Source organism: Pseudomonas sp. SDO55104_S430, assembly GCF_054070595.1.
Window position 1 is genome coordinate 1 of record NZ_JBSVXG010000022.1, and the last position, 22,810, is coordinate 22,810.

Consider the following 22,810-nt stretch of genomic DNA (forward strand, 5'->3'; position numbering starts at 1 on the left):
GCGTCGTGTCAGCCGACATCGTTGTCAGCTGACAGACCGCTTTCGCGAGCAAGCCCGCTCCCACAGGGGGTCCGGTGGACAGCGCGTTCTACATGAAGCCCATGGCCGGTCGCCAGCGGGTGGCGGGAGAAAACATCGATGCAAACCATCGAGCGTCAACAGACAAACACACGCATCAATGAAAGATAGGGTGACGAGATAGCACGTCCGTCACCCTTTGAACTCCGGCGAATTCCCTGTCAGTGCTATGGAAAGTGATGCCGTACTGGAAGCGTGAACTGGAATATGGCTCCACGGGGCTGATTGGCACTCGCCCATAAGCGTCCGCCATGGGCCTCGACAATCGAACGGCAGATCGACAAGCCCATGCCGAGGCCCGCGGCTTTGGTGGTGTAGAACGAGGTGAACACTTGATCGGGGTTCTGCGTGGCAAAGCCCAGCCCCGAATCGCTGACGCTGATCAGCAAGTAGCCCTCCCCCCCCGGCACCGCACTGATCTGCAACTGGCGCTCGTTTTGCGGTGTAACGCCCATCGCCTCAAGCGCGTTCATGATCAGATTGAGCAGCACCTGTTGCAACTCCACACGATCACCGACGATCAACTGCAAGCCATCGGTGAGTTGCGTCTGCAGCGTCACACCGTTCTTCATGATCTCGCTTCGAGTGAATTCGATCATTTCGCCAATGGCCACATTGATGTCCAGCGCACCGTTCTGCGGCGGCGCCTTGCGGATATGCCCGCGAATGCGCCCCAGCACATCGGCGGCGCGGTTGGCATCCTGGATCAGCCGGCCGAGCACCTGACGGACCTCGTCGAGTGCCGGTGGCTGAACGTTCAGCCAACGCTGCGCGGCATGGGCGTTGAGTATTGCGGCTGCAATCGGCTGGTTGACCTCGTGCGCGATCGATGCCACCAACTGCCCCATGGTGGCGACGCGATTGGCGTGGGCCAGTTCGGTCTGCACCTCGCGATAGCGCCGCTCGCTTTCGCGGGCTTTCTCTTCTGCCTGCTTGCGCTCGGTCAGGTCCAGGACGAAGGCGACGCCTTCCTTGCGATCGCTTTCGAACATGGCTAGACCAACGATCGCCGGCAGCGTGCTGCCATCTTTCTTGAAATACGCCTTCTCCAAGGGTTGAGCATGGCCATTGCGCACCGCGTCCTGAACGTAACGATCGCTGAGTTCGCGATACTGCGGCACCGTCAGATCGCGCCAGCGCATCCTTCCTGAAACAAGGTCTTCACGGGTGAAGCCCAACATACGCAGAAAGGCATCATTGGCCTCGACAATGTCACCATCAACATTCCACACCACGATGCCGATGATGTTGGCGTCCACCAGGCGCCGGATCTTCGATTCGCGCTCGGCGACCTCACGGTACAACCGGGCATTTTCCAGGGAGATGGCCGCCTGGGACGCCACCAGTTTCAGCACCGCAATGCGGTTCGGGCTGAACACCCTGGCGCTCAGGTTGTTCTCCAGATACAGCGCCCCCACCAGCTTGGCCTGGGTCATCAATGGCAGGCAGAGAATCGAGCGGGCGCGCTGCTGGCGCACGTAAGGGTCGGCGGCGAACGGGGCTTCGCTCATGGCGTCGCCCAGAACGATGCTCTCGCCAGTGCGCAAGACCTGATAGAGAACGGACTCCGGCAACAGCTTGCTGCTGACGGCGGTATCGCGCAATTGCGTAGTGTTGCCGCCGGTGGTCACTTGCGCAACAACCCTGTGCTCGCCTGCGTCCGACAGGATCAACAGGCCGCGCTCGGCTCCGGCCTGTTCGATGGCGGTGAGCATGACCGTGTCGATCAGCTTTTCCAGAACGATTTCGCCCGACACCGCCTGGGAGACCTTGATCACGGTCGTCAGGTCGAGGTGTTCAACCGCCGTTGCCATGGTGGTAATCGGGCCGAGCGAAGACTCTTCGGTGCGCAGCGACGGATACTTCGCTTCCAGCTGGCGCACCTTGCCATCGGCGCCCCAGCGCAGATAACCGTAGCGCGCATCCTGCAGATAGACACAGGCAATTTTGCCAAAGCCACGCGCGGCGAAGAAGCGAGACGCCAGTTCATTGGCCAGCGCCTCGATCTGTGTGAAACCATCCTTCTGCGCCAGATTGATGGCTTGTTCATACAGCAACTCGGCGTCCAGCACACGCCCTTCAACTCGGGCGATCTCGGCAGCGATCAACGCTGCCCGGCTGGCGAAATTCTCCGGACACTGTTGCGCCCAGCCCTGCAACCGCTGGTAATCGACGCCCATGGCGGCCAGATGCAGCGCATGCTCTTGCTCCGAGACGCCGTCGCACCAGGCTGACCGAACCAGCGCATCATAAAAGTAGAACTCAGCTTCCTCGAAAAACGAGTGAGACGCCCAGAGCAAGCGCTGAGCCTGTGCAGCGGCTGTCATGGCCGCCGCGTAATTTTCGGCCATGTACTGCGCCTGTAATTTGCGCACCCAGTACCAGCACTCTGCCAGGGCCAGGTCCAGGCTGCTGGACAGATGGGCTTCGGTCTTGCTTTCGTTGAACTGTTGATCGTCAAAGCAACCAAAGTATGACGTCTGGCCTCGAAGCATGCGGATCAGCGCGAACTGGGTTTCGATGAAATCGACAACCAGGCCGAAACGCACCTTGATGGCATAGGCCAGACCGCGCTCAGCCTCGCCTTGTACATCGGACAATGGCGCGCCGGCGAACAGCGCGTCGGAAGTAAGGCTGTTGCCCGCATAGGCACCGTACGGCAAATCTCCGATCCGATTAGCGGCACCAAACGAGCGGCGCAACAGATCGCGACACTGCGCCACTGGCCTCATCCAACGCGAAGTAAAATTGGAGAAACACAGAAAGGTGCTCGGCTCGAATCGCGTCAATCCACGATGTTCGACCAGCTCGCAGCCCAGTTGCCCGAAGCGCAATCCCGCCTGATAGTCACCAAATCGCCGCCCGGCAACCCGAAACAGGTTGGCATAGTGCACACACGATGCATCGCAGTTGCCGCGTTCGAGACTGAGGCTGACGGCCTTGCATATTGACAGGCACGCCAGGTTCGCGTCTATCTGCAGAGCAGGGGGAAAGAGCTTGCCCAACGCGCTGACAGTCATCAGTGAGACGGCGTCGTCCATCAACGGTAAATCGACAAGCGCCTCGATTTGTCGATCGCCCAGCAGTGACCAGATGCGGTCGTACTCCTGGGACACTTCATTGTCGCTTGGGTGGGCTGACCACTCGATACCCACATGACGCAGGTAGTCGAGACAGACACTGACCGCGCCGTCGCTGCGATCCATCAGCAGGTAGACATCCATCTTCAGGCAGGCGATGTTCGCTCGCTCAATGACAGTCTCGGCCCGCTTCAACAGTGTCGTCAGACGCTCATCTGCAACGGAGAGCTGTCCGGTAAGGAACTCGCATTCGGCCCGGTTCAACTCCAATGCAAAAAGCAGTTCATGCTTATGTGCCCAGCCGTCTTCGTCCAACAACTGCGAACCGGTGGTGAGATAGTTGAGCGCTGACGCGTAGGCAGTCGATGCCTTGGCGCGCTGACCGGCGATCAGATTGAACTCGACCAGCTGCTCCCGCTCGATCGACTCCGTGAGCAGATCAGCACCGCGATTGAGCTGGCCGACGATTTCGAAGATCGATTCCTCCAGATCCAGGGCAGTTATCTGCGATACAAGCAACCGACCGATTCGCAAATGTGCCTGGGCCCGGGACGCTTCAGGAATCAGAGAATAGGCAGCCTCATGGATACGGTCATGTACAAACCCATAGCTGCCGTCCAGTCGCTCGACCAACTCCTGACTTATCGCTTCCCACAATACCGTGCTCAACTGCGCCTCGGGCACATCCATGGCGGTGGCCAGCGCCTGAATGTCGGCGACGTTGCCCAGGCAGGCGAGATGCTGCAACGCTTGCTGAGTGTGAATCGGCAAGCGGGTCAACTTGTCGACCATCAGGTCAACGATGTTGTCGGTGTAACCCTTGGCATGGATACGATCCGGGTCCCAGAACCACTGACGAACCTCGTAGCCGAAAGCCAACAGCTCTTCCTCGGCAAGCGCCAGTAGAAACTGGATCACAAAGAATGGATTGCCCGCCGTTTTCTCCAGCACGATCTGCGCCAGAGGCTCGACACGCTTTATCTCTTCGTGAAGCGCTTCGGCAATCATCTGCTCGATGTGCGTCTTGGCCAGCGGTGCCAGAGTAATCTCGTTAACCCTGCCACCGGCATTACGAATGGCCTGAAGCTTTCCCGAAAGCGGGTGCGTAACATCCACCTCGTTGCTGCGGTAAGCCCCCACCAGCAACAGGTGCCGCATATCCGATCCGACGAGCAGGTCTTCCAGCAGGTCGAGCGTTGCGGCGTCGAGCCACTGCAGGTCGTCAAGGAACAGGGCGAGCGGATGTTCAGCCCGTGCAAACACGCCGATAAAACGCCTGAACACCAGGAGGAAACGACGTTGCGCCTGCTGAGGATCAAGCACCGGCACCGGCGGCGGCTCGCCGATGATCAATTTCAGCTCGGGAATGATATCGGTCATGAGCCGCGCGTTGGCATCCAGCGCCATTTGCAGGTCCTCACGCCAACTCGCCAGCTCCGTATCGTTCTTGCCCAGCAGTGTACGGACCAGGCTTTGAAACGCCTGAACCAGCGTCGAATAGGGAATGTCTCGCCGGTACTGATCGAACTTGCCGGAGGCGAATATTCCTCGGGGCGGCACTAGAAACTTGTGCAGCTCATTGACCACCGAGGACTTGCCTATGCCGGAATAACCGGTAACCAAAACCATTTCCGGTGCGCCGTTTTCAACGATTCGACCGAACGCGGCAATGAGCGCGTCGACCTCCCGCTCGCGTCCGTAGAGTTTCTCCGGAATCAGCAACCGGTCAGACCTGCTGTGTTCACTCAAAGTAAACGAATTGATCTGGCCAAGTTGCTGCCAGTCGGCGAGGCATTTGCGCAAATCGTACTCAACCCCGGCGGCGGTGCAGTAGCGTTCCTCCGCCGTTTTGGCGAGCAACTTCATCACAATGTCGCAGAGTGGCTTGGGTACCGTTTCGACCCGTACGCTGGGTGGCAGCGGTTTCTTCGCGATATGGCAATGTACCCATTCGATCGGGTCGACGGCGGTGAACGGCAACGTTGCGGTCAGCATCTGGTAGAGGGTGACGCCGAAGGAGTACAGGTCACTGCGCGAATCGATCGAGCGATTCATCCGACCGGTTTGCTCAGGTGCCATGTAAGCGAGCGTGCCGCTGATCGTCTCCGGCGCCGACCGTTCGCGGGGCAACCGAGAAGCCAGGCCAAACCCGGTGAGTTTGGCCTGGCCATCGGAGCAGTTCACCAGGATATGGCTGGGTTTGATGTCCTTGTGAACAATCCCCCGCTGATGGAGCTTACCCAGCGCCACTGCAATGCTGACTGCGTGCTGCAAGAACGTCGTGATTTCCATCGGGCGTGCCAGCAATTGCGCCAAGGGCTGGCCGCCCGGATCCTCAAGTACCAATTGCATATGAGCGCCTTCGCGCACCATCTCGTGCGGCTGAAGTGCCCAACTGCAATCGAGTTCCTCTTTCAACGAAAATTCGTGAGCGAGTCTGGCGAGACTCGCCGGCAAAGGTTGTTCGGCGGCGAGCCTCGACAACAAGACGTTGCGATTACCGTCAGCTCCCAAGCGCGATACCCGACAGAGGATACGTTCACCGTCGGCCCATAAAATCTGCATGTTGTAATCCGCCAGACTAAAAAGAATATAAGGTCCTGAGCCGTTTCTTCCTTGTAGTCGTCATTTTTGACAGTTGGTTGCCAAAACAGCGCAAGTTTCCTCGGCGAATGCACTCTCGCATTCATAGGCTTCAATCAGGGTCGCGCGGCATAAGGATTGTCTTCTCAAAATTATGTTCTGAGAAGAATAATCATCAGTCACACGATAGAAGGCGGCGAAAATGTCATCGAACGGACTTAAAAGCAGCTACACCAAGATTTAAATATTTAATACCAAAATATACTTTACCTAATGGAAGACTAGGTGTAGAGCAGGAAATACGAGCCGGCGCACCCTTCGCGTCAGCCTCGTTACTCGATGGTTCTACAGCTTGAATGTATAACTAAAAAGAGCACATTGATAATAAAAAGAACATGCTCACAGGATATCAATCTGAAAAACTGAACCGGCCAATTTATCTGCTTAAATGCGGGGAAAGTTGAAAAATGATCAGATGTTTTCCGTGCCATTACTGTCAGTAGCCAACTTTTATAAAAAACTGCTATTGATCAATTCCTGATTATTCTCCATGCGCTGGCTGGAAAGCCGACGTCCGTCGCCCGCAACACGGTGGTCGTTGGCGGTGGTGGTTTTACACCGCCATCCAGATGATCGACGAGGTGATGGAAAATCACGTCGACCGAGGCCAGGGTTTCGGAACTCATTCCGAAACCATTTAAACACGCACCTTTCAGCTATGTTTAATGCGCGCAAGCAGACTTCCCATGCCTGCGGAAAAAGGAGCCACCCCATGTCAAAGCTATACCCCAGCATCGATCCCGAGGGGCTGGTCGAGTACTCAGTGGTCTACACCGACCGCTCGCTCAACCACATGTCGCAGTCGTTCCAAGGCGTGATGAAGAACATCTCCAGCACCCTGAAGCAGGTCTACAACGCCCAGGCTGTTGCGGTGGTGCCGGGCAGCGGCACGTTCGGCATGGAAGCGGTGGCGCGCCAGTTCGCCACCGGCCAGCAATGCCTGGTGATCCGCAACGGCTGGTTCAGTTATCGCTGGAGCCAGATTCTGGAGATGGGCAACATCCCGGCGGCCACCACGGTGCTCAAGGCCCGACCGGTCGAAACCGGTCGCCAGGCCGCCTACGCCCCTCCTCCTCTGGACGAAGTGCTGGCCGCCATTCAGACGCACAAGCCGCAGATCGTCTTCGCCCCCCACGTTGAAACCTCATCAGGGATCATCCTGCCCGACGACTACCTGCGAGCCGTCGGCGACGCCGTGCATGCGGTGGGTGGCCTGTTCGTACTGGACTGCATCGCCTCGGGCACGATTTGGGTGGATATGCACAAATGCGCAGTCGACCTGCTGATCAGCGCACCGCAGAAAGGCTGGAGCGCCTCCCCTTGCTGCGCCCTCGTAATGCTAAGTGCCTTGGCCCTCGAATGCATCGAACACACGCAAAGCAGCAGCTTCGCCTGCGACCTGAAAAAGTGGCTGCAGATCATGCAGGCCTACGAACAGGGCGGGCATGCCTACCACGCGACCATGCCCAGCGATGCCCTCGCGCGATTCAACGAAGTGATGAAAGAGACGCAAGCCTACGGTTTCGACAAGGTGCGCGAGGAACAACAGGCCTTGGGCGATCGGGTGCGCGCAATGCTGACCGGCAAAGGCATCAAAAGCGTGGCCGCCGCCGGTTTCCAGGCCCCTGGCGTGGTGGTGAGCTACACCGATGATCCCGACATCAAGAGCGGCAAGAAATTTGTCAGCCACGGCCTGCAGATCGCCGCGGGAGTGCCGTTGCAATGCGACGAGCCGGCCGACTTTCAGACCTTTCGTATCGGGCTGTTCGGGCTGGAAAAGCTGCACAACACCGAGCGTACGGTCAGCACGTTGGAGAAGGCATTGGATGAGCTGATGGTTAACTAAATCCTCGTAGTGCCCAAAATTGATACCGGACTTGTGAATTCCTGGAAGGTATCCCTGGGCACTGCCAGCCCATGACACTGATGCTCGACGAGCCCTACTCCCGAACCACGCAAATGCCCTCCAGCGTCGAGAAGGAAGTGTCTTTGGCCGTCAGTAGAAAATCACTCATATAGGGCGTTGCCAGCATGTCCGAGCGCACCGCAGCGAAAAGTGTCGGAAACATGCCCTTCTCGCCCAGGCGTCGAGCCGTGACATATCCGCGGGAGGTGTATTCGTGCAAGGCCCAGTTTGGCAGGCAGCTGACGCCTCTACCCGACGCCACCAATTGCATCATCATTACCGTCATCTCGGAGGTTCGGACATTGAGCGGCTCGACGTCGGCTGGATCGAGGAAGCGAGTGAAGATATCGAGCCTGTCTCGTTCGATGGGATAGGTGATAAGCGTAAGTGGCTTCAAGTCCTTTGGCGCAATGACACTTTTTCCAACCAGCGGATGATGGTTGTCCACGGCCAGCAATGCTTCGTAGGTGAACAGAGGCACATAGGTGATGCCGTTCATGTTGATCGGATCGGAGGTGACAACCAGATCCAGATCGCCACGCGCCAATGCAGGTAGCGGCGCGAAGGAGAACCCTGACGCGAGATCCATCTCTACTTCCGGCCATGATCTCCTGAAGGCGTCGATGGCTGGCATCAGCCACTGGAAGCAGCTGTGGCACTCAATCGCCAAGTGCAAACGTCCAGCCGAACCGCCCGCCAATCGGCTGAAATCACGTTCGGCTTCCCGCAGTAATGGCAGGACATCATCAGCCAGTTTCAGCAATCTCAGACCCGCGCTGGTAAAGCGCATCGGCTTTGATTTGCGCATGAACAATGTCATCCCCATGCGCTCCTCCAGTTCCTTGAGCTGATGGGAAATAGCTGACTGTGTCAGGTTCAGACGCTCAGCCGTTTCCACCAGACTGCTGGTGTCCCGCATGGCTTGTACGGTTTTAAGATGACGTAAATCGATCATGAATATGAATAAAATTTGAGTTGATGAGAATTAAAATTAGTTTGTCTCACCATGAGTGAAAAGTCGACAGTGACTTCAGCTCCACTGCGGGCGCGAGGTAGTTACGCCATTTGGAATGCTCTCTGAAACGTCTTCTTGTAGGCGCCGACATCTCAGCCCAGACCCCGCCATCGATCATGAATGTGACTAATATTTTATTGAAATCAATTCGTTTTTATTCAACTGGGCACTCGGCATAAGATGCGCACTGCTCTTCACTGCAGGTCCAACAAAGACTGCCAAGTGAATAAACAGAACGCTGGCCAATCTGAAAACGATAAATAACAAGTTCAGGTCCGGCTCAAAAACAGGATGTCAGACCAAGATGAACAATAAATTCGCATTTGCTATCAAGAGCATTTGTTTTGATGAGGATTACTTGCCCTCGGACACTACGCGCATTACCACAAACTTTGCCAATCTGGCCAGAGGGAAAAGTCGTCAAGAGAATTTGCGCAACACTTTGAAGATGATAGACAACCGCTTCAATGCCTTGGCGCACTGGGACAATCCTGCTGGCGATCGTTACACGGTTGAGTTGGACATCATTTCCGCTGAAATGAACATCGATGCGCAAGGCGGTGATCAGGCCATTCCTTTGATCGAAGTTTTGAAAACAACGATTGTTGATGGAAAAACCGATGAGCGCATCAACGGCATCGTAGGCAACAACTTCTCCTCCTACGTGCGCGACTATGACTTCAGTGTGCGATTGCTGGAGCACAACAGGAACCAGTCCGGGTTCAGCACCCCAGAGGATTTCGGCGACTTGCACGGGAAGTTGTTCAAGTGCTTCGTCAATTCAACTGCCTACAAAGAGCATTTCGACAAGCCGCCTGTAATCTGCCTGAGTGTTTCAAGCACCAGAACTTATCACCGGACCGAGAACCAGCATCCTGTTTTGGGGTTTGAGTACCAACAGGACCAATACTCTTTGACGGATGAGTATTTCAAGAAGATGGGGCTGAAGGTTCGCTACTTTATGCCGCCTAACAGCGCTGCGCCCTTGGCCTTTTATTTTTCAGGCGACCTGCTGGGTGATTACACCAACCTTGAGCTGATTGGCACCATCAGCACGATGGATACCTTCCAGAAAATTTATCGACCTGAAATTTATAACGCAAATTCTGCAGCAGGAAAGTCCTATCAGCCTAGTTTGAAAAACCAGGACTACTCATTGACTCGAATTGTGTATGACCGAGAAGAACGGAGTCGGCTGGCTATCGAGCAAGGTAAATTCGCCGAAGAAAACTTTATCAAGCCCTACCAGACCATTCTTGAGCAATGGTCCGTCAGCTGCGCTCTTTGATTAATTGAACCAAGGTCATCTTTCATGAAAAAACTGTTGCCCACTTCGACAGCTGGCAGCTTGCCGAAACCTGCCTGGCTTGCTCAACCGGAGACCCTTTGGTCGCCCTGGAAACTGCAAGGCGATGAGTTGGTTGAAGGCAAGCAGGATGCGCTGCGCTTGTCATTGCACGAACAACAACTGGCCGGTATCGATATCGTCAGTGACGGTGAACAGACTCGTCAGCATTTCGTTACTACGTTTATTGAACACCTCGACGGCGTTGATTTTGAAAAGCGCGAGACGGTCAGGATTCGTGATCGTTACGATGCCAGCGTGCCAACCGTCGTAGGTGCCGTCGCTCGGCGAAAACCAGTCTTTGTCGAAGATGCCAAATTCCTGCGTCAGCAAACCGGACAGCCTATCAAGTGGGCCCTGCCAGGCCCGATGACGATGATTGATACCCTCTTTGACGCCCATTACAAGAGCCGTGAAAAACTGGCATGGGAATTCGCCACGATTCTCAACCAGGAGGCTAGAGAACTGGAGGCTGCCGGGGTCGACATCATTCAGTTCGACGAACCTGCCTTCAACGTATTTTTCGATGAGGTGAATGACTGGGGTGTTGCCACCCTGGAAAGAGCAATCGAAGGGCTTAAATGCGAAACCGCCGTGCATATCTGCTACGGCTACGGCATCAAAGCGAATACCGACTGGAAGAAGACGCTGGGCTCGGAGTGGCGACAGTACGAAGAAGCCTTTCCCAAGCTGCAAAAATCCAGCATCGATATCGTTTCGCTGGAGTGCCACAACTCTCACGTGCCCATGGATCTGATCGAGCTCATTCGGGGCAAGAAAGTCATGGTAGGCGCCATTGACGTGGCGAACCACGCCATTGAAACGCCCGAGGAAGTCGCCAATACCTTGAGAAAAGCCCTTCAGTTCGTCGACGCGGACAAGCTCTACCCATGCACCAACTGCGGTATGGCTCCTTTGCCTCGTCAAGTCGCCCGGGGCAAGTTGAACGCGTTGAGTGCCGGAGCGGAAATCGTTCGCAGAGAACTGTCGAACGGGCGCTGAGCCACGCTCCAAAGTGGTCGACGCAACTTCATGAGCGATCAGCTCACTTTTGATCGACGGGCCGCTTTCACAATTGAGAAGGCTGAAGTCTGCCAGATGATCGGGTGGCTTCAGACCTTGCTTAACACGGTCAACGCACTCTTTACTTAGGACCTGTCATGTCACTTTCTGGTAATGCCATCGAACCTTTGAGCTTTCGCGAAGCGCTCGGGCACTACGCATCTGGCATCACAGTGATTTCAACACACGTTGATGGCGAACCGATTGGCTTCACCTGTCAGTCGTTCTACAGCGTGTCGATGAGTCCGCCGCTGGTGTCATTCAGCGTCATGTCCAGTTCAGCCAGCTACCCCAAAATTCGCCAGGCAGGCCGATTCGCGGTCAACATCCTGTCGGGCGAACAGGTCAATATCTCCAACCAGTTCGCTCGGCGAGGCACGGACAAGTGGCACGGTGTCCAATGGCAGGAGTCGCCGCTGGGTAATCCGATCATTGCCGGCAGCCTGCACTGGCTGGATTGTGAAGTTCACGCCGAACACGTCGCAGGTGATCACCTGATCGTGATTGGTGAGGTGAAAGCGCTGAACCTGCAAGAGGCCGCTGCGGCACAGCCATTGCTGTATTTCAAAGGGCAATATCGCAATCTCGCCGCGCATGGCGCGGTGTGAGTGCGTGGGTGCGCTGTGCGCGAAACTCGATTGAAGGAGGTCCTGTTCCGCTTCCGAGGTTACCGCGCGGCTTAACGAACATCCATGTGCATGGGTAGCCAAGAAGCGCTATCAAACTTGTAATTTCCAAATCGAAAGACCGGTCGCCTGGTCATTGTTTTCCAGACCTGACCGACGACCAGTCTCTTTGCGTTTTAATACCTATTGCCGCCCCGCGAACGATTACGCCCTTGCTGCTGGATGTGCCCGTGAAGGTTCCCGTTCGACCCTCTCCCATTTGGCGATAACCAACGGTGCGATGGCGTTACCCAATACGTTCAGCGTGGTGGTGCCGCTGTCGATGATCCTGAAAATGCCGGCGATCAACGCCACGCCCTCTAAAGGAAGACCGGCAGACGCCAAGGTGGCTGACAAGATGATGATGGCAAAACCCGGCACCCCTGCTGCCCCTTTCGAGGTCAGTACCATCGTCACCACCAGCAGGATCTGCTGAGACAACGACAAGTCGATGCCATAGAGTTGCGCCACAAAGATCGTCGCGACACCGAGAAAAATCGACGCGCCATCGAGGTTGAACGCATAGCCCACCGGCACCACGAAACTGACGATCCGACGCGGTACACCGTAGCTCTCCAGCTTGGTCATCAATTGCGGCATGACGGCGGCTGACGCGGCACTCGAGAACGCCAGGATCAACTCATTGCGAAAGTACCGAATCAACTTGAAGATGTTTTCGCCAATCAGGTAGCAAATACCGCCAAGCACCAGAAGAGCGAAAACAATCAACGCCAGATACACAACTCCGATCAACTTGAGCAAGGGCAGCAGTGAGGCGAAACCAAAAGTCGCCACCGTCGCGCCGATCATGCCAAACACACCGATCGGCGCGTAGGCCATGACAATGGAGACAACCCTGAACATTGCATCCGAAATGCTCTGGACCAGTGCGATGACGGGTGCGCTTTTCTCTTTGGGTAAAGCGTTAAGTGCCAGGCCGAACAGAACGGCGAAAAACAGCACTGACAGCAACTTCGCCTCCGACATCGCGACCAATACATTGTCTGGAACGATGTTCTGCAAAATGACTAATGCACCTTTGGATGGCTCCATGGTGATCGATGCAGAACTATGCGAGACCCCTGAGATATCCGTACCCGTACCTGGCTCGAAGATGTTCGCGAAACACAGCCCCATAACGATGGCCAGTGCGGTAATCGCAAAGAAGTAACCGAGTGACTTCGCACCCATTCGGCCAAAGGATTTGCTGTCTCCGCCACCAGCGATGCCCAAAATCATGCAACAGAAAACAATCGGCACGACCACCATCTTCATCATCTTGATGAAGATGTCGCCGAGCGGCTTGAGGATCTCCGCGCTGACCCATGTTTGATATTGCGGATGTGTATTGAAGTACCAACCGACAAGCACGCCGAGCACCAGCCCGGCAACGATTTGCCACACCAAGGGAATACGTTTCATGTCTAGCCTTCTTGTTGGAATGAAAGGTCTGCGCTATTGGCAGTTGCTAGAGTCATGAGCTTCCAGCTCACTTGAGATCAAATGGCACAACGGGGTTGTGCCAGGCGTTTTGTTATTTGGCAAAGAGCTGGCTCATATCCTTGAAAGCCTTGAATTCAAGGGCATTACCGCACGGATCAAACAGAAACATGGTGGCTTGCTCGCCAACCTGACCTTTGAAGCGAATATACGGTTCGATCACAAACTCGGTACCGAACGACTTCAGACGCTCGGCCAGTGCTTCCCATTGCTCCCAAGCCAGGATGATGCCGAAGTGCGGAACAGGAACATCGTGACCATCGACCGGATTGCTGTGGACGCTCTCTTGAGAAGCGGTTTTCGGGTGCTCGTGAATGACCAGTTGGTGACCATAAAAATCGAAATCGACCCACTGGGTGCTGGAGCGCCCTTCTTCAAGACCAAAGACGTCACCGTAAAAGGTGCGCGCTGAAGCGAGGTCGTACACAGGGATTGCGAGGTGGAATGGCGAGAGGCTCATCAGAACTCCAGTAATGTTTTTTGTTGGTTGGCGAACATTTCTACCGTCATTGGCTGTATGGGTCAGGCCGATGCCGGGGATGGGAAACATCGTAGGGCGGAAAACCAAACAGAAAAATCAATATATATTTCTCAGAAACACAATTAATATTTGTGAATGATCAAAGAACTCAAGACACTCATCGCCGTGGCGCGCGAAGGCACGTTTGCCGCTGCGGGCAACAAGATCGGTCTCACGCAGGCGGCCGTGAGCGCGCAGATTCAGCGACTGGAATCAGAGCTGGGCTTCGAAATTTTTGACAGAAAAGGACGCTCGGCACATCTCAATAAGATGGGCCAGCAGATACTCCTGCAAGCGCAGGAGCTGCTCAGGCTTTACGAAAACCTGGGCTCCACGACGTTGGGACAACCTGCAAGTGTGCTGGTGAACATCGGCGCTATCGCGTCCGTGCAGCGCTCCTATTTGCCGGACGCGCTGGCCAGATTCCACCAACAATGTCCCCAGTGCCGCACGCGTGTGATACCGGGGCTATCAATGGAACTGGTGAACCTGGTCGATGCTGGCGAGATCGACATGGCCGCCATCATTCGCCCACCCTTCTCACTCCAGAGTGATCTTCGCTGGACGAATCTGGCGCTCGAGCCCTACCGTCTGATCGTGCCGCGCGATATGCCGGGAGACGACTGGTCGGCACTGATTTCCAGTCAGCCATTCATTCGATATGACCGATCATCCTTCGGCGGCAGGCAAGTCGACCGGTTCCTGCGTCAGATGCATTTCACCCTGCATGAAGTCTGCGAACTGGATGAGCTTGAGGCCATTGTCAAACTGGTCGAAAACAATGTTGGCGTTGCGCTGGTACCACAAACGACGCCTGATCCGGAATGGCCAGCAGGTATACGGGCACTCGATCTCGGAACGCACACTTTTCACCGAGATATCGGGTTGGTACATCGTTCTCGCCAAAGCTTTACCGAACCTGTGCAAGTACTGGCTGACCTGATCAGTGAGCAGGTCAAGCGCGGGTTCATTTAAAGCAACAGCCATTTTTTCAGCGTTAATCAAACGGCTGCAACATCGTCGGTGCGCAATCGAATGGCGGGGCCAGTCGCTCAATGCAGCACCTGGCTCAGGAACAACCGGCTGCGCTCGCTCTGCGGGTTTTCGAAGAACTCTTTCGGTGTGGCCTGTTCGACGATTTCTCCCTGGTCCATGAACACCACGCGGTGCGCGCGAAGCCCATTTCGTGCGTCACGCACAGCATGGTCATGGCTATCGGTCTATTGGGTTGAGCCCCGCGGTGTCTGGGCCACCATCGCGAGCAAGCTCGCTCCTACAGTGGGTGCGGCGTGGTGATTTTGGGTTGTCTATCGCCGGGCAGGGAAACCTCTGAAGGCATCTTCGTCACACGCTGTAGGGCATTTCTGTTTTTCCTACACCCTGGTTTTGCCCCCCATGACTGCGGCAGAATCCCACGCCCCGGGGGGTTGATACTCGGGGTGCAGGACGCGCTGTAGGTCCTGGGAAATTTTCTTGGCAAAGTCCTCGCAGATTCCTTCGAAACGCGGCGATTTGCATGAACTGGTGGGCGTTGGATGGGCGGGATAGTCTTTTTCCCGTCGCCGTGAAAGCGGTGGCTGGGTGTAGGAACCCGGGTATCTGGCTTGCATCAGTTCTGTTGCTTGATTGCGGCGGCTGTGTGCGGGACCACGTTTCGACGTGGCTGAGTTAGATGCCCTCAGTTCCTACTCCCGTGCACGGCTGCCACCCAAGCCCGTAGGAAGGCCGGTGGTTGCTTCAAATAGGTATCTAAAAGAGTTTTCCAACATGACAAAACTGCATCCGGATCCACCCTACGAAAAACCACTGCCCCCTCCCGTCAACCGCTGGATGGCTATGACCGGCAACTGCTCCGACATGCCCACCTTCTTCATCGACACCCACGTCCCGCTCGACATCCTGATGGAAGCGGCCAACTACCGGATCCGCTCCGTCACCCAAGTCCTGGAAAACCTCGCCATGCGCGGTTCCATCGAGTGCGATTCCTTCATCCTCAGCGACTTCGCCCTGCTCTGCGCCATTCCGCTGCGCGATGGCTGCGACGTTCTGGACATCATCGGCCGACGCCTGCGCGCCCGGCCTTCGCCATAACCAACGCGCAAATCCTATGTGGGAGCGGGCTTGCCCACGAAGGCGTCAGTTCAGGCGACATCGCTGTTGAATGTGCCGGCCTCTTCGCGGGCAAGCCCGCTCCCACAATGTTCAGCGATGATCACAAAACCTGCGCACGACACAAATCCACTGTAGGAGCGAGCTTGCTCGCGATGGTCGCCAACGATAACGCTGGCTGCCTGATGCCCAGCGGTGCCTGGGCCTCCATCGCGAGCATGCTCGCTCCTACAGGTCCTGCGTCGATCACAAATGCTGTGCACGACACCAATCAAAATGGGACAGATCTATCAATAAATGGATCTGTCCCCTCTGGATACTGCAATCAAAAGGGGACAGATTTATTTATGAAAAATAGAGCTATCCCCTTTTGGTCGATTTTGATCCGAACACCTAACCCCAGGTTTCCCTCATCACCGAGCGGAACATTTCTGAAAGTAGTGGCTCAACGTCTTTACGCTCATTACGGGGCGGTTTGACCGCTTCAAGTCGATTTATTTCTCGCTCAACGTATTTTTGGATGGTCATGATCTGGGGAGATAAGCCCATTTCTGGAGAGGCGCGCTTAATCGTCAGCAAATCATCAATCGACCGCAGAAGATCTGTATCTCCTTCGATGACGCAGAGCAGCTTGTCAAACTCTATCGGCGCAGGTGAGCCGAACTGCTCCAGCCAGCGTACTGAAAGCAAAGGTCGTAACACGTAAAAGTATTTTTTGAGCGGTACCTGAGGGGCTTGCAAGTACCCCCTGTAGTTAGTTTTGGCCATACTGCGATAGTGGTAGATCCCACTCTCTACCGAATAAACATGCGGCAGTAGCTCCTTGGCCCGTTCGTGAAAAGATCCCGAATGCTCATAAATGATGGTCGACTGAATCCACTCCACAAAACCTGGATTGGATTTCCAGAATAACCTGAGCGCCTTTCGGAGATCCCAGCCATTGATGTCCATTTCATCAACGATTGGGTACTCAACGACGTCGCGTTGCTCCTCAAGGCCAACGGAAAGATACCAATCAGGAGTATTTACGTAGATAAAACGCGCATCGTAATCGCTGTTCGGAGAAGCGAAGCCCCAAGCACGACTGCCAGATTCCACGGCTAGTACAACCTTCACATCATGCTCGTCCTCGGCGCGGCGTAGACGGTTGCGAACCTCATTTTGAACAGCCAAAGACACCATGAGCTTTCTCTAAGTGAGTGATACATGAAAGGCACGCTACTCATACAGCGACGCACTGTCCAGTAACTGCCGGAGCCCGGTAAATCAAAGGGGACAGATTTATTTATGAAAAATAGATCTGCCCCCTTTGGGGGCCCGATATTTCCCTAGCAAACAATCGAGCATGAACGGCAGCAATCAACCCGAAGCTGATGCTCAGCATCGGATAGAGATTGGCCGATAGGAGCCGGTAACCATTGGAGGCATTGAATCGAAAGCGGGGTTCAGGCATAAGCCGACGGAAGTCGAATTGCTACTTGCCCCCAGCATCTACTGATTTCTTTGACAATGCCGCTGTCTCCCAATTTGCTCGCGGAGACTTCACATACCGATAGATGCTCCAACAGCCATTCATCTGTCCACCCTGCCCATTCACCTACAATGGACTTGAGGTTTCCCTCAAGTGCTGGGAACACCTCCCCCCAAAGGATGCTTTGAATTTCTTTAGGCGAATAACCTGTTTCCAGGACTACGCGAGCGACATAGTCAAAAGTCGAGTCGGTGATCTCTGTGTCGAGGAAAAATTCTGAAAGTGCTTGCCAAATCTTCAAGCGGTTTGCGTCGACATTTTTCATGCAATATCCCGAAACTCGGATGGCGCCCAGCAACCAAAGGGTATCGTAGACGAAAGCGTTCAGACAGATATTCGCCGCCAGGATGGACCTGTTACGACCCAGAATAGAAGTTAGATCGCATGCTTTGCGAATGTGATATCCATCAGCGGGCAGTCACGGTCCTACAGGTATGCACGATGATGGCGGTACGGCTGTAGGAGCAGACCAATCAAAAGGGGACAGATTTATTTATGAAAAATAGATCTGTCCCCTTTTGCTGCCATCAGGAATGGCTGGACGGGCTCGTCAGGATTGCACGGGCGTAACACCAGGCGGTTCTAAATCAAGACGGAATACGCCATGCGGCCGAAGCCTGGCATCAAGCGCTGGATCCGGATAAAGGAAATCTGAATTTGGATCATGACGAAATCCGACACGCGTGGCGGTCCGTGCAGAGCGAGTATTGGGCTGAGAAATGATGGCGAGGATTTGACTCCCCGTCATTTTCTGGCGGCACTCCTGCAACACCATATGCATCGCTTCGGATGCATATCCTGCACCCCATGCAATCCTGCGAAATCGCCATACCGCTTCAACCGCAGGTGCAACCGGCAACTCGGATCGGACGGGTTGTAATCCTGCCAGCCCAAGAAACATCCCGCTGCTGTCCGCCACATGCAGCACCCCCCATCCATTGGCAGCCATGCACTCTCGATACCTGTCCAGCGAAGCAGCACTCCCCTTCGCCAACGCAGGTCCACCTAACCATTCATTAACTTCAGGTTCCGAATTCATCGATATGAGCGAGGTCAGATCTGCGTTTGTCCAGGTCCTTAATACGAGGCGGTCGGAGCGCAGAACCATGGTCGGGATTTCGGATTCTGTTTGCTTCGAAACCATGTTCAATCCCCTCCATCCATAAGTAAAAGCCGGTGATTCTAGCAAAGCCACTTTGGCTTGCGGGCTATGGGCCCTGCGGTACTAGCGGTGGTTCTGATAGCGTTCCGTCAAGGATTGCACGAGGCTGACATAGGATTGCGTCTCGGCGTAGGGAGGCACCCCGTTGTACTGGTCCACGGACGCTTCGCCGGCGTTGTAACCTGCCAACGCCAGCGTCCGGTTGCCGTTGAAGCGCTTGAGCAACCAGGCCAGGTAGCGCACACCGCCACGAATGTTCTGTCGAGCGTCGAACGGATCGTTCACGGCGAAGCGCTCGGCGGTGGCGGGCATCAATTGCATCAGACCTTGGGCGCCGGCTTCGGAAATGGCATAGGGGCGAAACGCCGATTCGGCATGGATCACTGCGCGCACCAGCGCCCTGTCGACACCATACTGACCCGAAGCGGCTTCGATCTCCCGCTGATAGGACCGGGTGTCCAGGCGCAGTGAGGCGACCTTGAAATCCTTCGGCATCGTGCACAGGTAGCAGCCCTTGATGTAATAGACGTCGAGCTCATCAACCCGCGCGGAGATCCCGACGGGGCGCCGGCTCACGTACTGACGAACACCTTTGTGCATGAAGGTGAACACCCGAATCCGCATCGCGCCGGGGTCGTCGCCCCGGACAGAGCGTGGCTGGGCCTTTGCCTTGGCACCGGCATCGGCGCCCGCCATGCCATTCACGCGGGTGCAGCGGGCGGTGGCGATGGTTTGGCTGGTGTAGCTGATGGCGCCGTCCCTGGATTGGCACTTGAACATGGCGCTGGCGCACAGTGGCACCACCAGCAAGGCCAGTTCGATGCCGCCAAGAAGACTCTTGCGAGCCCATCGCCATGCTCTGGAACTCATCACATCGCTCCGCGCCGCGGGTGCCTGTCAGGCTGGAGGGGCTGGTCAGGGCGCAGCCTTTGGAGGGCGTGTGCACCGCCTGTTGCACTGACAGTTATACCCCTTGTAATCGGCCATGGAACTTGCGTTGACGTACGGGCTGACGGTGTTCGCGCAAGCGCCAGCGGACGGAGGAGACTGATGACACTGGGTGCCTGATGCCCTGCGGTGTCTGGGCCACCTTCGCGAGCATGCTGGCTCCTACAGGTTCTGCGTCGATTCCAACTCCCGCATTCCACGCAGTGGAACAATGGGACGAAAAAAATGGGACAGATTTATTTATTAGGATCACTGCCCGCTGGCTGTTTTCTACCTTTCGCGACGGGCAGAAAACGGCCCAGAGTGTGTAAAAACAGATGGTGCAGCCAGCCAACGGCAGTGAGCCAAGAATCTCGCTGCGGGATCTACTGAAATTTCCTGAGGGCGGCTGGCGGTTTACGTGGCTCCGGCCAAATGTCGGCCTAAAAATCGTTTAGTCGAACTCCACATCTGGTGCGAGTTCTGGATACTCGATCTTCATGTCTTCAAGGATTTTTTGCATCAGCTTCGCATCCCCCGGTAAACGTCTGGATAAAGTATTCCAACCTGAAATTTTCAAGTGTATGGGCATTTCCACAAGTCCCGTAATTGCGTCCCAGAAAGCATCCCAATTACAGCCGTACCAGCTAGGGAATCCGAGTGCATCTTTCAAGATGGAATGGAGTTCGTCAGAATTCGTCACCTCACTTAAGTCAATCTTTACAGCCTGTAAGCGGGCCATCGTCTGCACCTCAAAAATTGTTCGCCAGTAAGAGGGGTAACTGAAGTCCGCCTCTATCAGGGAGCCTATGCCGCTATACACCTTTGCTATGATTTTCCGAGGTGTTTAACTCAGGAATCGTCAATGAAGCGCTTCATCCAAGGCGAACATCGCGGTCAAAGCACCTTACTTCCCGAGAGTCTTGACGACTACGTCAGCGATACCAACCCGGTGCGCGTAGTCGACGTCTTCGTCGACGAACTCGACCTGGCCAAACTTGGTTTTGACGGTGTCATACCGGCAGAGACGGGCCGGCCAGCTTATCACCCCGCGATCCTGTTGAAGATTTACATCTACGGCTATCTGAACCGGGTTCAGTCGAGTCGACGCCTGGAACGGGAAGCCCAACGCAACGTCGAGCTGATGTGGCTGACCGGGCGTTTGATGCCGGATTTCAAGACCATTGCCAACTTCCGAAAAGACAACAGCAAGGCCATCTGAGGCGTCTGCCGCCAGTTCGTTGTGCTGTGTCAGCAGTTGGGATTGTTCGGGGAAAATCTGGTCGCCATCGACGGCAGCAAATTCAAGGCAGTCAACAATCGTGACCGCAATTTCACCAGCGCCAAACTGAAGCGGCGAATGGAAGAAGTTGAATCGAGCATCAACCGTTACCTGACGGCACTCGATGCTGCCGATCGGCAAGAACCTACAGCCTCCGAGCCCAGCGCCGTGCGGCTGGAAGAGAAAATCACCAAGCTGAAGACGCAAATGAAAGAGCTTCAGGCGATCGAAATCCAGCTCAATGAATCGCCGGATAAACAGGTCTCACTGACCGATCCAGACGCCCGCTCCATGATGACGCGCGGCACGGGAATCGTCGACTACAACGTGCAAACAGCGGTCGATACTCAGCACCATTTGATCGTTGCTCATGAGGTCACCAACTACGGTTCCGACCGCGATCAACTCAGCTCGATGGCGAAGCAGGCTCGCGATGCCATGGCGTCAGAAACGTTGGCGGTGGTAGCTGATCGAGGTTACTTCAAGAGTGAAGAAATCCTTGCTTGTCACGACGCGAACATCACTGCCTACGTGCCAAAGCCGATGACTTCAAGCGCCAAGGCGGATGGTCGATTCAACAAAGATGCTTTCGTTTATGACGCAACGAAAAACGAATACATCTGTCCGGCGGGAGAGTCGCTGCCCTGGCGCTTCTCCAGTATTGAGAAAGGCATGAATATGCACTGTTACTGGAGTTCGAAATGCCAGGGCTGCGCACTGAAAAGGCAGTGCACACCAAGCAAAAATCGTCGAGTAAGGCGCTGGGAACATGAAGCGGTGCTGGAGGAAATGCAGCATCGGTTGAACCATGCACCGGACATGATGCGAATCCGAAAAAGGACGGTTGAGCATCCCTTCGGGACGCTCAAACAATGGATGGGCTCAACGCATTTCCTGACGCGCAAACTGGTCGGGGTAAGCGCGGAGATGAGTCTCAATGTGCTCGCCTACAACATGAAGCGGGTTATGAACATCATCGGTACAGCAGGCCTGCTGAAGGCGATGGCGGCGTAAAGCCTCGGTTTTCTCTGCTCCAGAAGGCGCTATACCGCGCGATAACCGCTTTGGAACGTCAATCATGCTTATCGCGGCAAACGCTTGGGCAATCGCATCGCCTAGGAACGCATGGTTGACGCACTCAAGATACAAAAGCGTTTTTACACACTCTGGGCCAGAAGCTGCCTCTCATTTCGCTAGAAATGAGCAGGAGAAGATCGCATTTATGACTGAGGAATAGTGCAGGTCAGGAGGATCATTTCTTCATTGTGAGCCGTAGTCGCTGCCATTCATTCCAGCAATCCTCAGCAACCAAGTCCCGGAAACCACGATCCTTCTCCATACCTAGGGCGACGTCGAATGGAACTGCAACGCATGTCGCTTGATCACGGATTTTGAGCGCCTCGGACTCTGTAAGTGGAGAGCCTTTGTTCGTTTCGGCGTTTTGCAACGCTACTGAAAGAGCCGGAATGAACACCACGCAAAGCTGTTCCGTCATCTGTTGCTAGCCTCAATTGTGCGGGAAGGCCGAAAGATTACTCCGGTTGCTTAATTACAGCTATTGGCCACGAGCATCCATTGCCTGACGTCAGCTTTGGGTCGACTTCTGCCTGCCACGAAGGATGGGGGTCTACCCAAAGCTGACGTTATCCAAGAACTGCTATCGCCCAGAAATTGAGAAATCCAGACGATCAGCCGTAACATTCGGTGCCGGTCTGGTCGGCGCAGGCAGAACGGATGTCATCGAATGCTGGAACGTTCACTCTCCGAAGAGACCGTTAGCGTCTACGAGAGGCTCAGAGACAACCGCTGCCTCGTTGCTTTTGCCGCAAACAACATCGAGCGAATCCGCAACAAGCGCGTCGTCCGTGGCTGCGAGATCACCGAGCCGGGCGAGAAGAAAAGTGCGGACAATGTTTCCAGCTTGATCGACATGAAAGGCATAGAGGGGAGTGATTGATCGAGCTTCGCACCTAGCCATAGCCCAT

At 55.2% G+C, this 22,810-nt stretch carries 18 protein-coding genes and 2 pseudogenes; 8 read left to right on the forward strand and 12 right to left on the reverse strand.

The window, feature by feature from the left end; all coding sequences use genetic code 11:
* Nucleotides 1–245: 245 nt before the first annotated feature.
* Nucleotides 246–5,723, reverse strand: a complete 5,478-nt coding sequence (locus tag ACW9JE_RS06800; RefSeq protein WP_457432303.1) for a trifunctional serine/threonine-protein kinase/ATP-binding protein/sensor histidine kinase — start codon at nt 5,721–5,723, stop codon at nt 246–248.
* A gap of 548 nt (nt 5,724–6,271) precedes the next feature.
* Nucleotides 6,272–6,427 (reverse strand): hypothetical protein, encoded by a 156-nt coding sequence (locus tag ACW9JE_RS06805; protein WP_224533152.1) that lies wholly within the window; start codon nt 6,425–6,427, stop codon nt 6,272–6,274.
* A gap of 86 nt (nt 6,428–6,513) precedes the next feature.
* Here ACW9JE_RS06805 and ACW9JE_RS06810 point away from each other — a divergent pair, with 86 nt between their 5' ends.
* The gene (locus ACW9JE_RS06810; RefSeq protein WP_457432304.1) at nt 6,514–7,647 is read left to right on the forward strand and encodes an aminotransferase class V-fold PLP-dependent enzyme; all 1,134 of its coding nucleotides are present in this window, start codon (nt 6,514–6,516) and stop codon (nt 7,645–7,647) included.
* Nucleotides 7,648–7,741: 94 nt separating this feature from the next.
* Here the strand turns inward: ACW9JE_RS06810 and ACW9JE_RS06815 are convergent, their stop codons facing one another.
* Complete coding sequence (locus tag ACW9JE_RS06815; RefSeq protein ID WP_457432305.1) at nt 7,742–8,662, reverse strand: LysR substrate-binding domain-containing protein; 921 nt, start codon at nt 8,660–8,662, stop codon at nt 7,742–7,744.
* Nucleotides 8,663–9,026: 364 nt separating this feature from the next.
* On the opposite strand from ACW9JE_RS06815, the gene ACW9JE_RS06820 reads away from it, so the two are divergent.
* The 3 genes from ACW9JE_RS06820 to ACW9JE_RS06830 all read left to right on the forward strand — a co-directional run bounded on the left by ACW9JE_RS06820 (nt 9,027) and on the right by ACW9JE_RS06830 (nt 11,737).
* Entirely contained in the window at nt 9,027–10,010 is a 984-nt protein-coding gene (locus ACW9JE_RS06820) for a DUF1852 domain-containing protein (protein WP_457432306.1), read from the forward strand.
* Between the two features lie 24 nt (nt 10,011–10,034).
* A complete protein-coding gene (locus tag ACW9JE_RS06825) occupies nt 10,035–11,069 on the forward strand; it encodes a methionine synthase (RefSeq protein ID WP_224533156.1) in 1,035 nt (344 codons plus the stop codon).
* A gap of 158 nt (nt 11,070–11,227) precedes the next feature.
* Entirely contained in the window at nt 11,228–11,737 is a 510-nt protein-coding gene (locus tag ACW9JE_RS06830) for a flavin reductase family protein (RefSeq protein ID WP_457432307.1), read from the forward strand.
* A 222-nt stretch (nt 11,738–11,959) separates the two neighbouring features.
* Here ACW9JE_RS06830 and ACW9JE_RS06835 read toward each other — a convergent pair whose 3' ends face one another.
* Nucleotides 11,960–13,216, reverse strand: a complete 1,257-nt coding sequence (locus ACW9JE_RS06835) for a cation:dicarboxylate symporter family transporter (protein ID WP_457432308.1) — start codon at nt 13,214–13,216, stop codon at nt 11,960–11,962.
* Nucleotides 13,217–13,328: 112 nt separating this feature from the next.
* The gene (locus tag ACW9JE_RS06840; protein WP_457432309.1) at nt 13,329–13,754 is read right to left on the reverse strand and encodes a VOC family protein; all 426 of its coding nucleotides are present in this window, start codon (nt 13,752–13,754) and stop codon (nt 13,329–13,331) included.
* 156 nt (nt 13,755–13,910) lie between these two features.
* Between ACW9JE_RS06840 and ACW9JE_RS06845 the strand changes: the two genes are divergently transcribed.
* Nucleotides 13,911–14,789 (forward strand): LysR substrate-binding domain-containing protein, encoded by an 879-nt coding sequence (locus ACW9JE_RS06845; protein WP_457432310.1) that lies wholly within the window; start codon nt 13,911–13,913, stop codon nt 14,787–14,789.
* 77 nt (nt 14,790–14,866) lie between these two features.
* Here the strand turns inward: ACW9JE_RS06845 and glnQ are convergent.
* Nucleotides 14,867–15,024: pseudogene (glnQ, locus tag ACW9JE_RS06850) on the reverse strand (glutamine ABC transporter ATP-binding protein GlnQ); the annotation flags it as partial.
* A 557-nt stretch (nt 15,025–15,581) separates the two neighbouring features.
* On the opposite strand from glnQ, the gene ACW9JE_RS06855 reads away from it, so the two are divergent.
* Nucleotides 15,582–15,905 carry a hypothetical protein gene (locus ACW9JE_RS06855; RefSeq protein ID WP_457432311.1) on the forward strand — a complete coding sequence of 108 codons (324 nt, stop codon included), beginning with the start codon at nt 15,582–15,584 and terminating at the stop codon, nt 15,903–15,905.
* Nucleotides 15,906–16,316: 411 nt separating this feature from the next.
* Here the strand turns inward: ACW9JE_RS06855 and ACW9JE_RS06860 are convergent, their stop codons facing one another.
* The 5 genes from ACW9JE_RS06860 to ACW9JE_RS06880 form a co-directional block, all read right to left on the reverse strand.
* Nucleotides 16,317–17,105 (reverse strand): nucleotidyltransferase domain-containing protein, encoded by a 789-nt coding sequence (locus ACW9JE_RS06860; RefSeq protein WP_457432312.1) that lies wholly within the window; start codon nt 17,103–17,105, stop codon nt 16,317–16,319.
* Between the two features lie 263 nt (nt 17,106–17,368).
* Nucleotides 17,369–17,719: a DUF7079 family protein gene (locus ACW9JE_RS06865; protein WP_457432313.1), complete on the reverse strand. Its 351-nt coding sequence runs from the start codon at nt 17,717–17,719 to the stop codon at nt 17,369–17,371.
* A gap of 285 nt (nt 17,720–18,004) precedes the next feature.
* Nucleotides 18,005–18,598 carry a GNAT family N-acetyltransferase gene (locus ACW9JE_RS06870; protein WP_224533164.1) on the reverse strand — a complete coding sequence of 198 codons (594 nt, stop codon included), beginning with the start codon at nt 18,596–18,598 and terminating at the stop codon, nt 18,005–18,007.
* An 81-nt stretch (nt 18,599–18,679) separates the two neighbouring features.
* Complete coding sequence (locus tag ACW9JE_RS06875; protein WP_224533165.1) at nt 18,680–19,486, reverse strand: lytic transglycosylase domain-containing protein; 807 nt, start codon at nt 19,484–19,486, stop codon at nt 18,680–18,682.
* Nucleotides 19,487–19,997: 511 nt separating this feature from the next.
* Nucleotides 19,998–20,285, reverse strand: coding sequence for a barstar family protein (locus ACW9JE_RS06880; RefSeq protein ID WP_224533166.1), 288 nt, complete (start codon nt 20,283–20,285; stop codon nt 19,998–20,000).
* Between the two features lie 123 nt (nt 20,286–20,408).
* Here ACW9JE_RS06880 and ACW9JE_RS06885 point away from each other — a divergent pair.
* A pseudogene (locus ACW9JE_RS06885) lies at nt 20,409–21,839 on the forward strand (IS1182 family transposase).
* 238 nt (nt 21,840–22,077) lie between these two features.
* Here ACW9JE_RS06885 and ACW9JE_RS06890 read toward each other — a convergent pair.
* The gene (locus ACW9JE_RS06890) at nt 22,078–22,320 is read right to left on the reverse strand and encodes a hypothetical protein (RefSeq protein WP_224533167.1); all 243 of its coding nucleotides are present in this window, start codon (nt 22,318–22,320) and stop codon (nt 22,078–22,080) included.
* A 249-nt stretch (nt 22,321–22,569) separates the two neighbouring features.
* On the opposite strand from ACW9JE_RS06890, the gene ACW9JE_RS06895 reads away from it, so the two are divergent.
* Nucleotides 22,570–22,782, forward strand: a complete 213-nt coding sequence (locus ACW9JE_RS06895; protein WP_224534283.1) for a hypothetical protein — start codon at nt 22,570–22,572, stop codon at nt 22,780–22,782.
* The last annotated feature ends 28 nt before the right edge of the window (nt 22,783–22,810 follow it).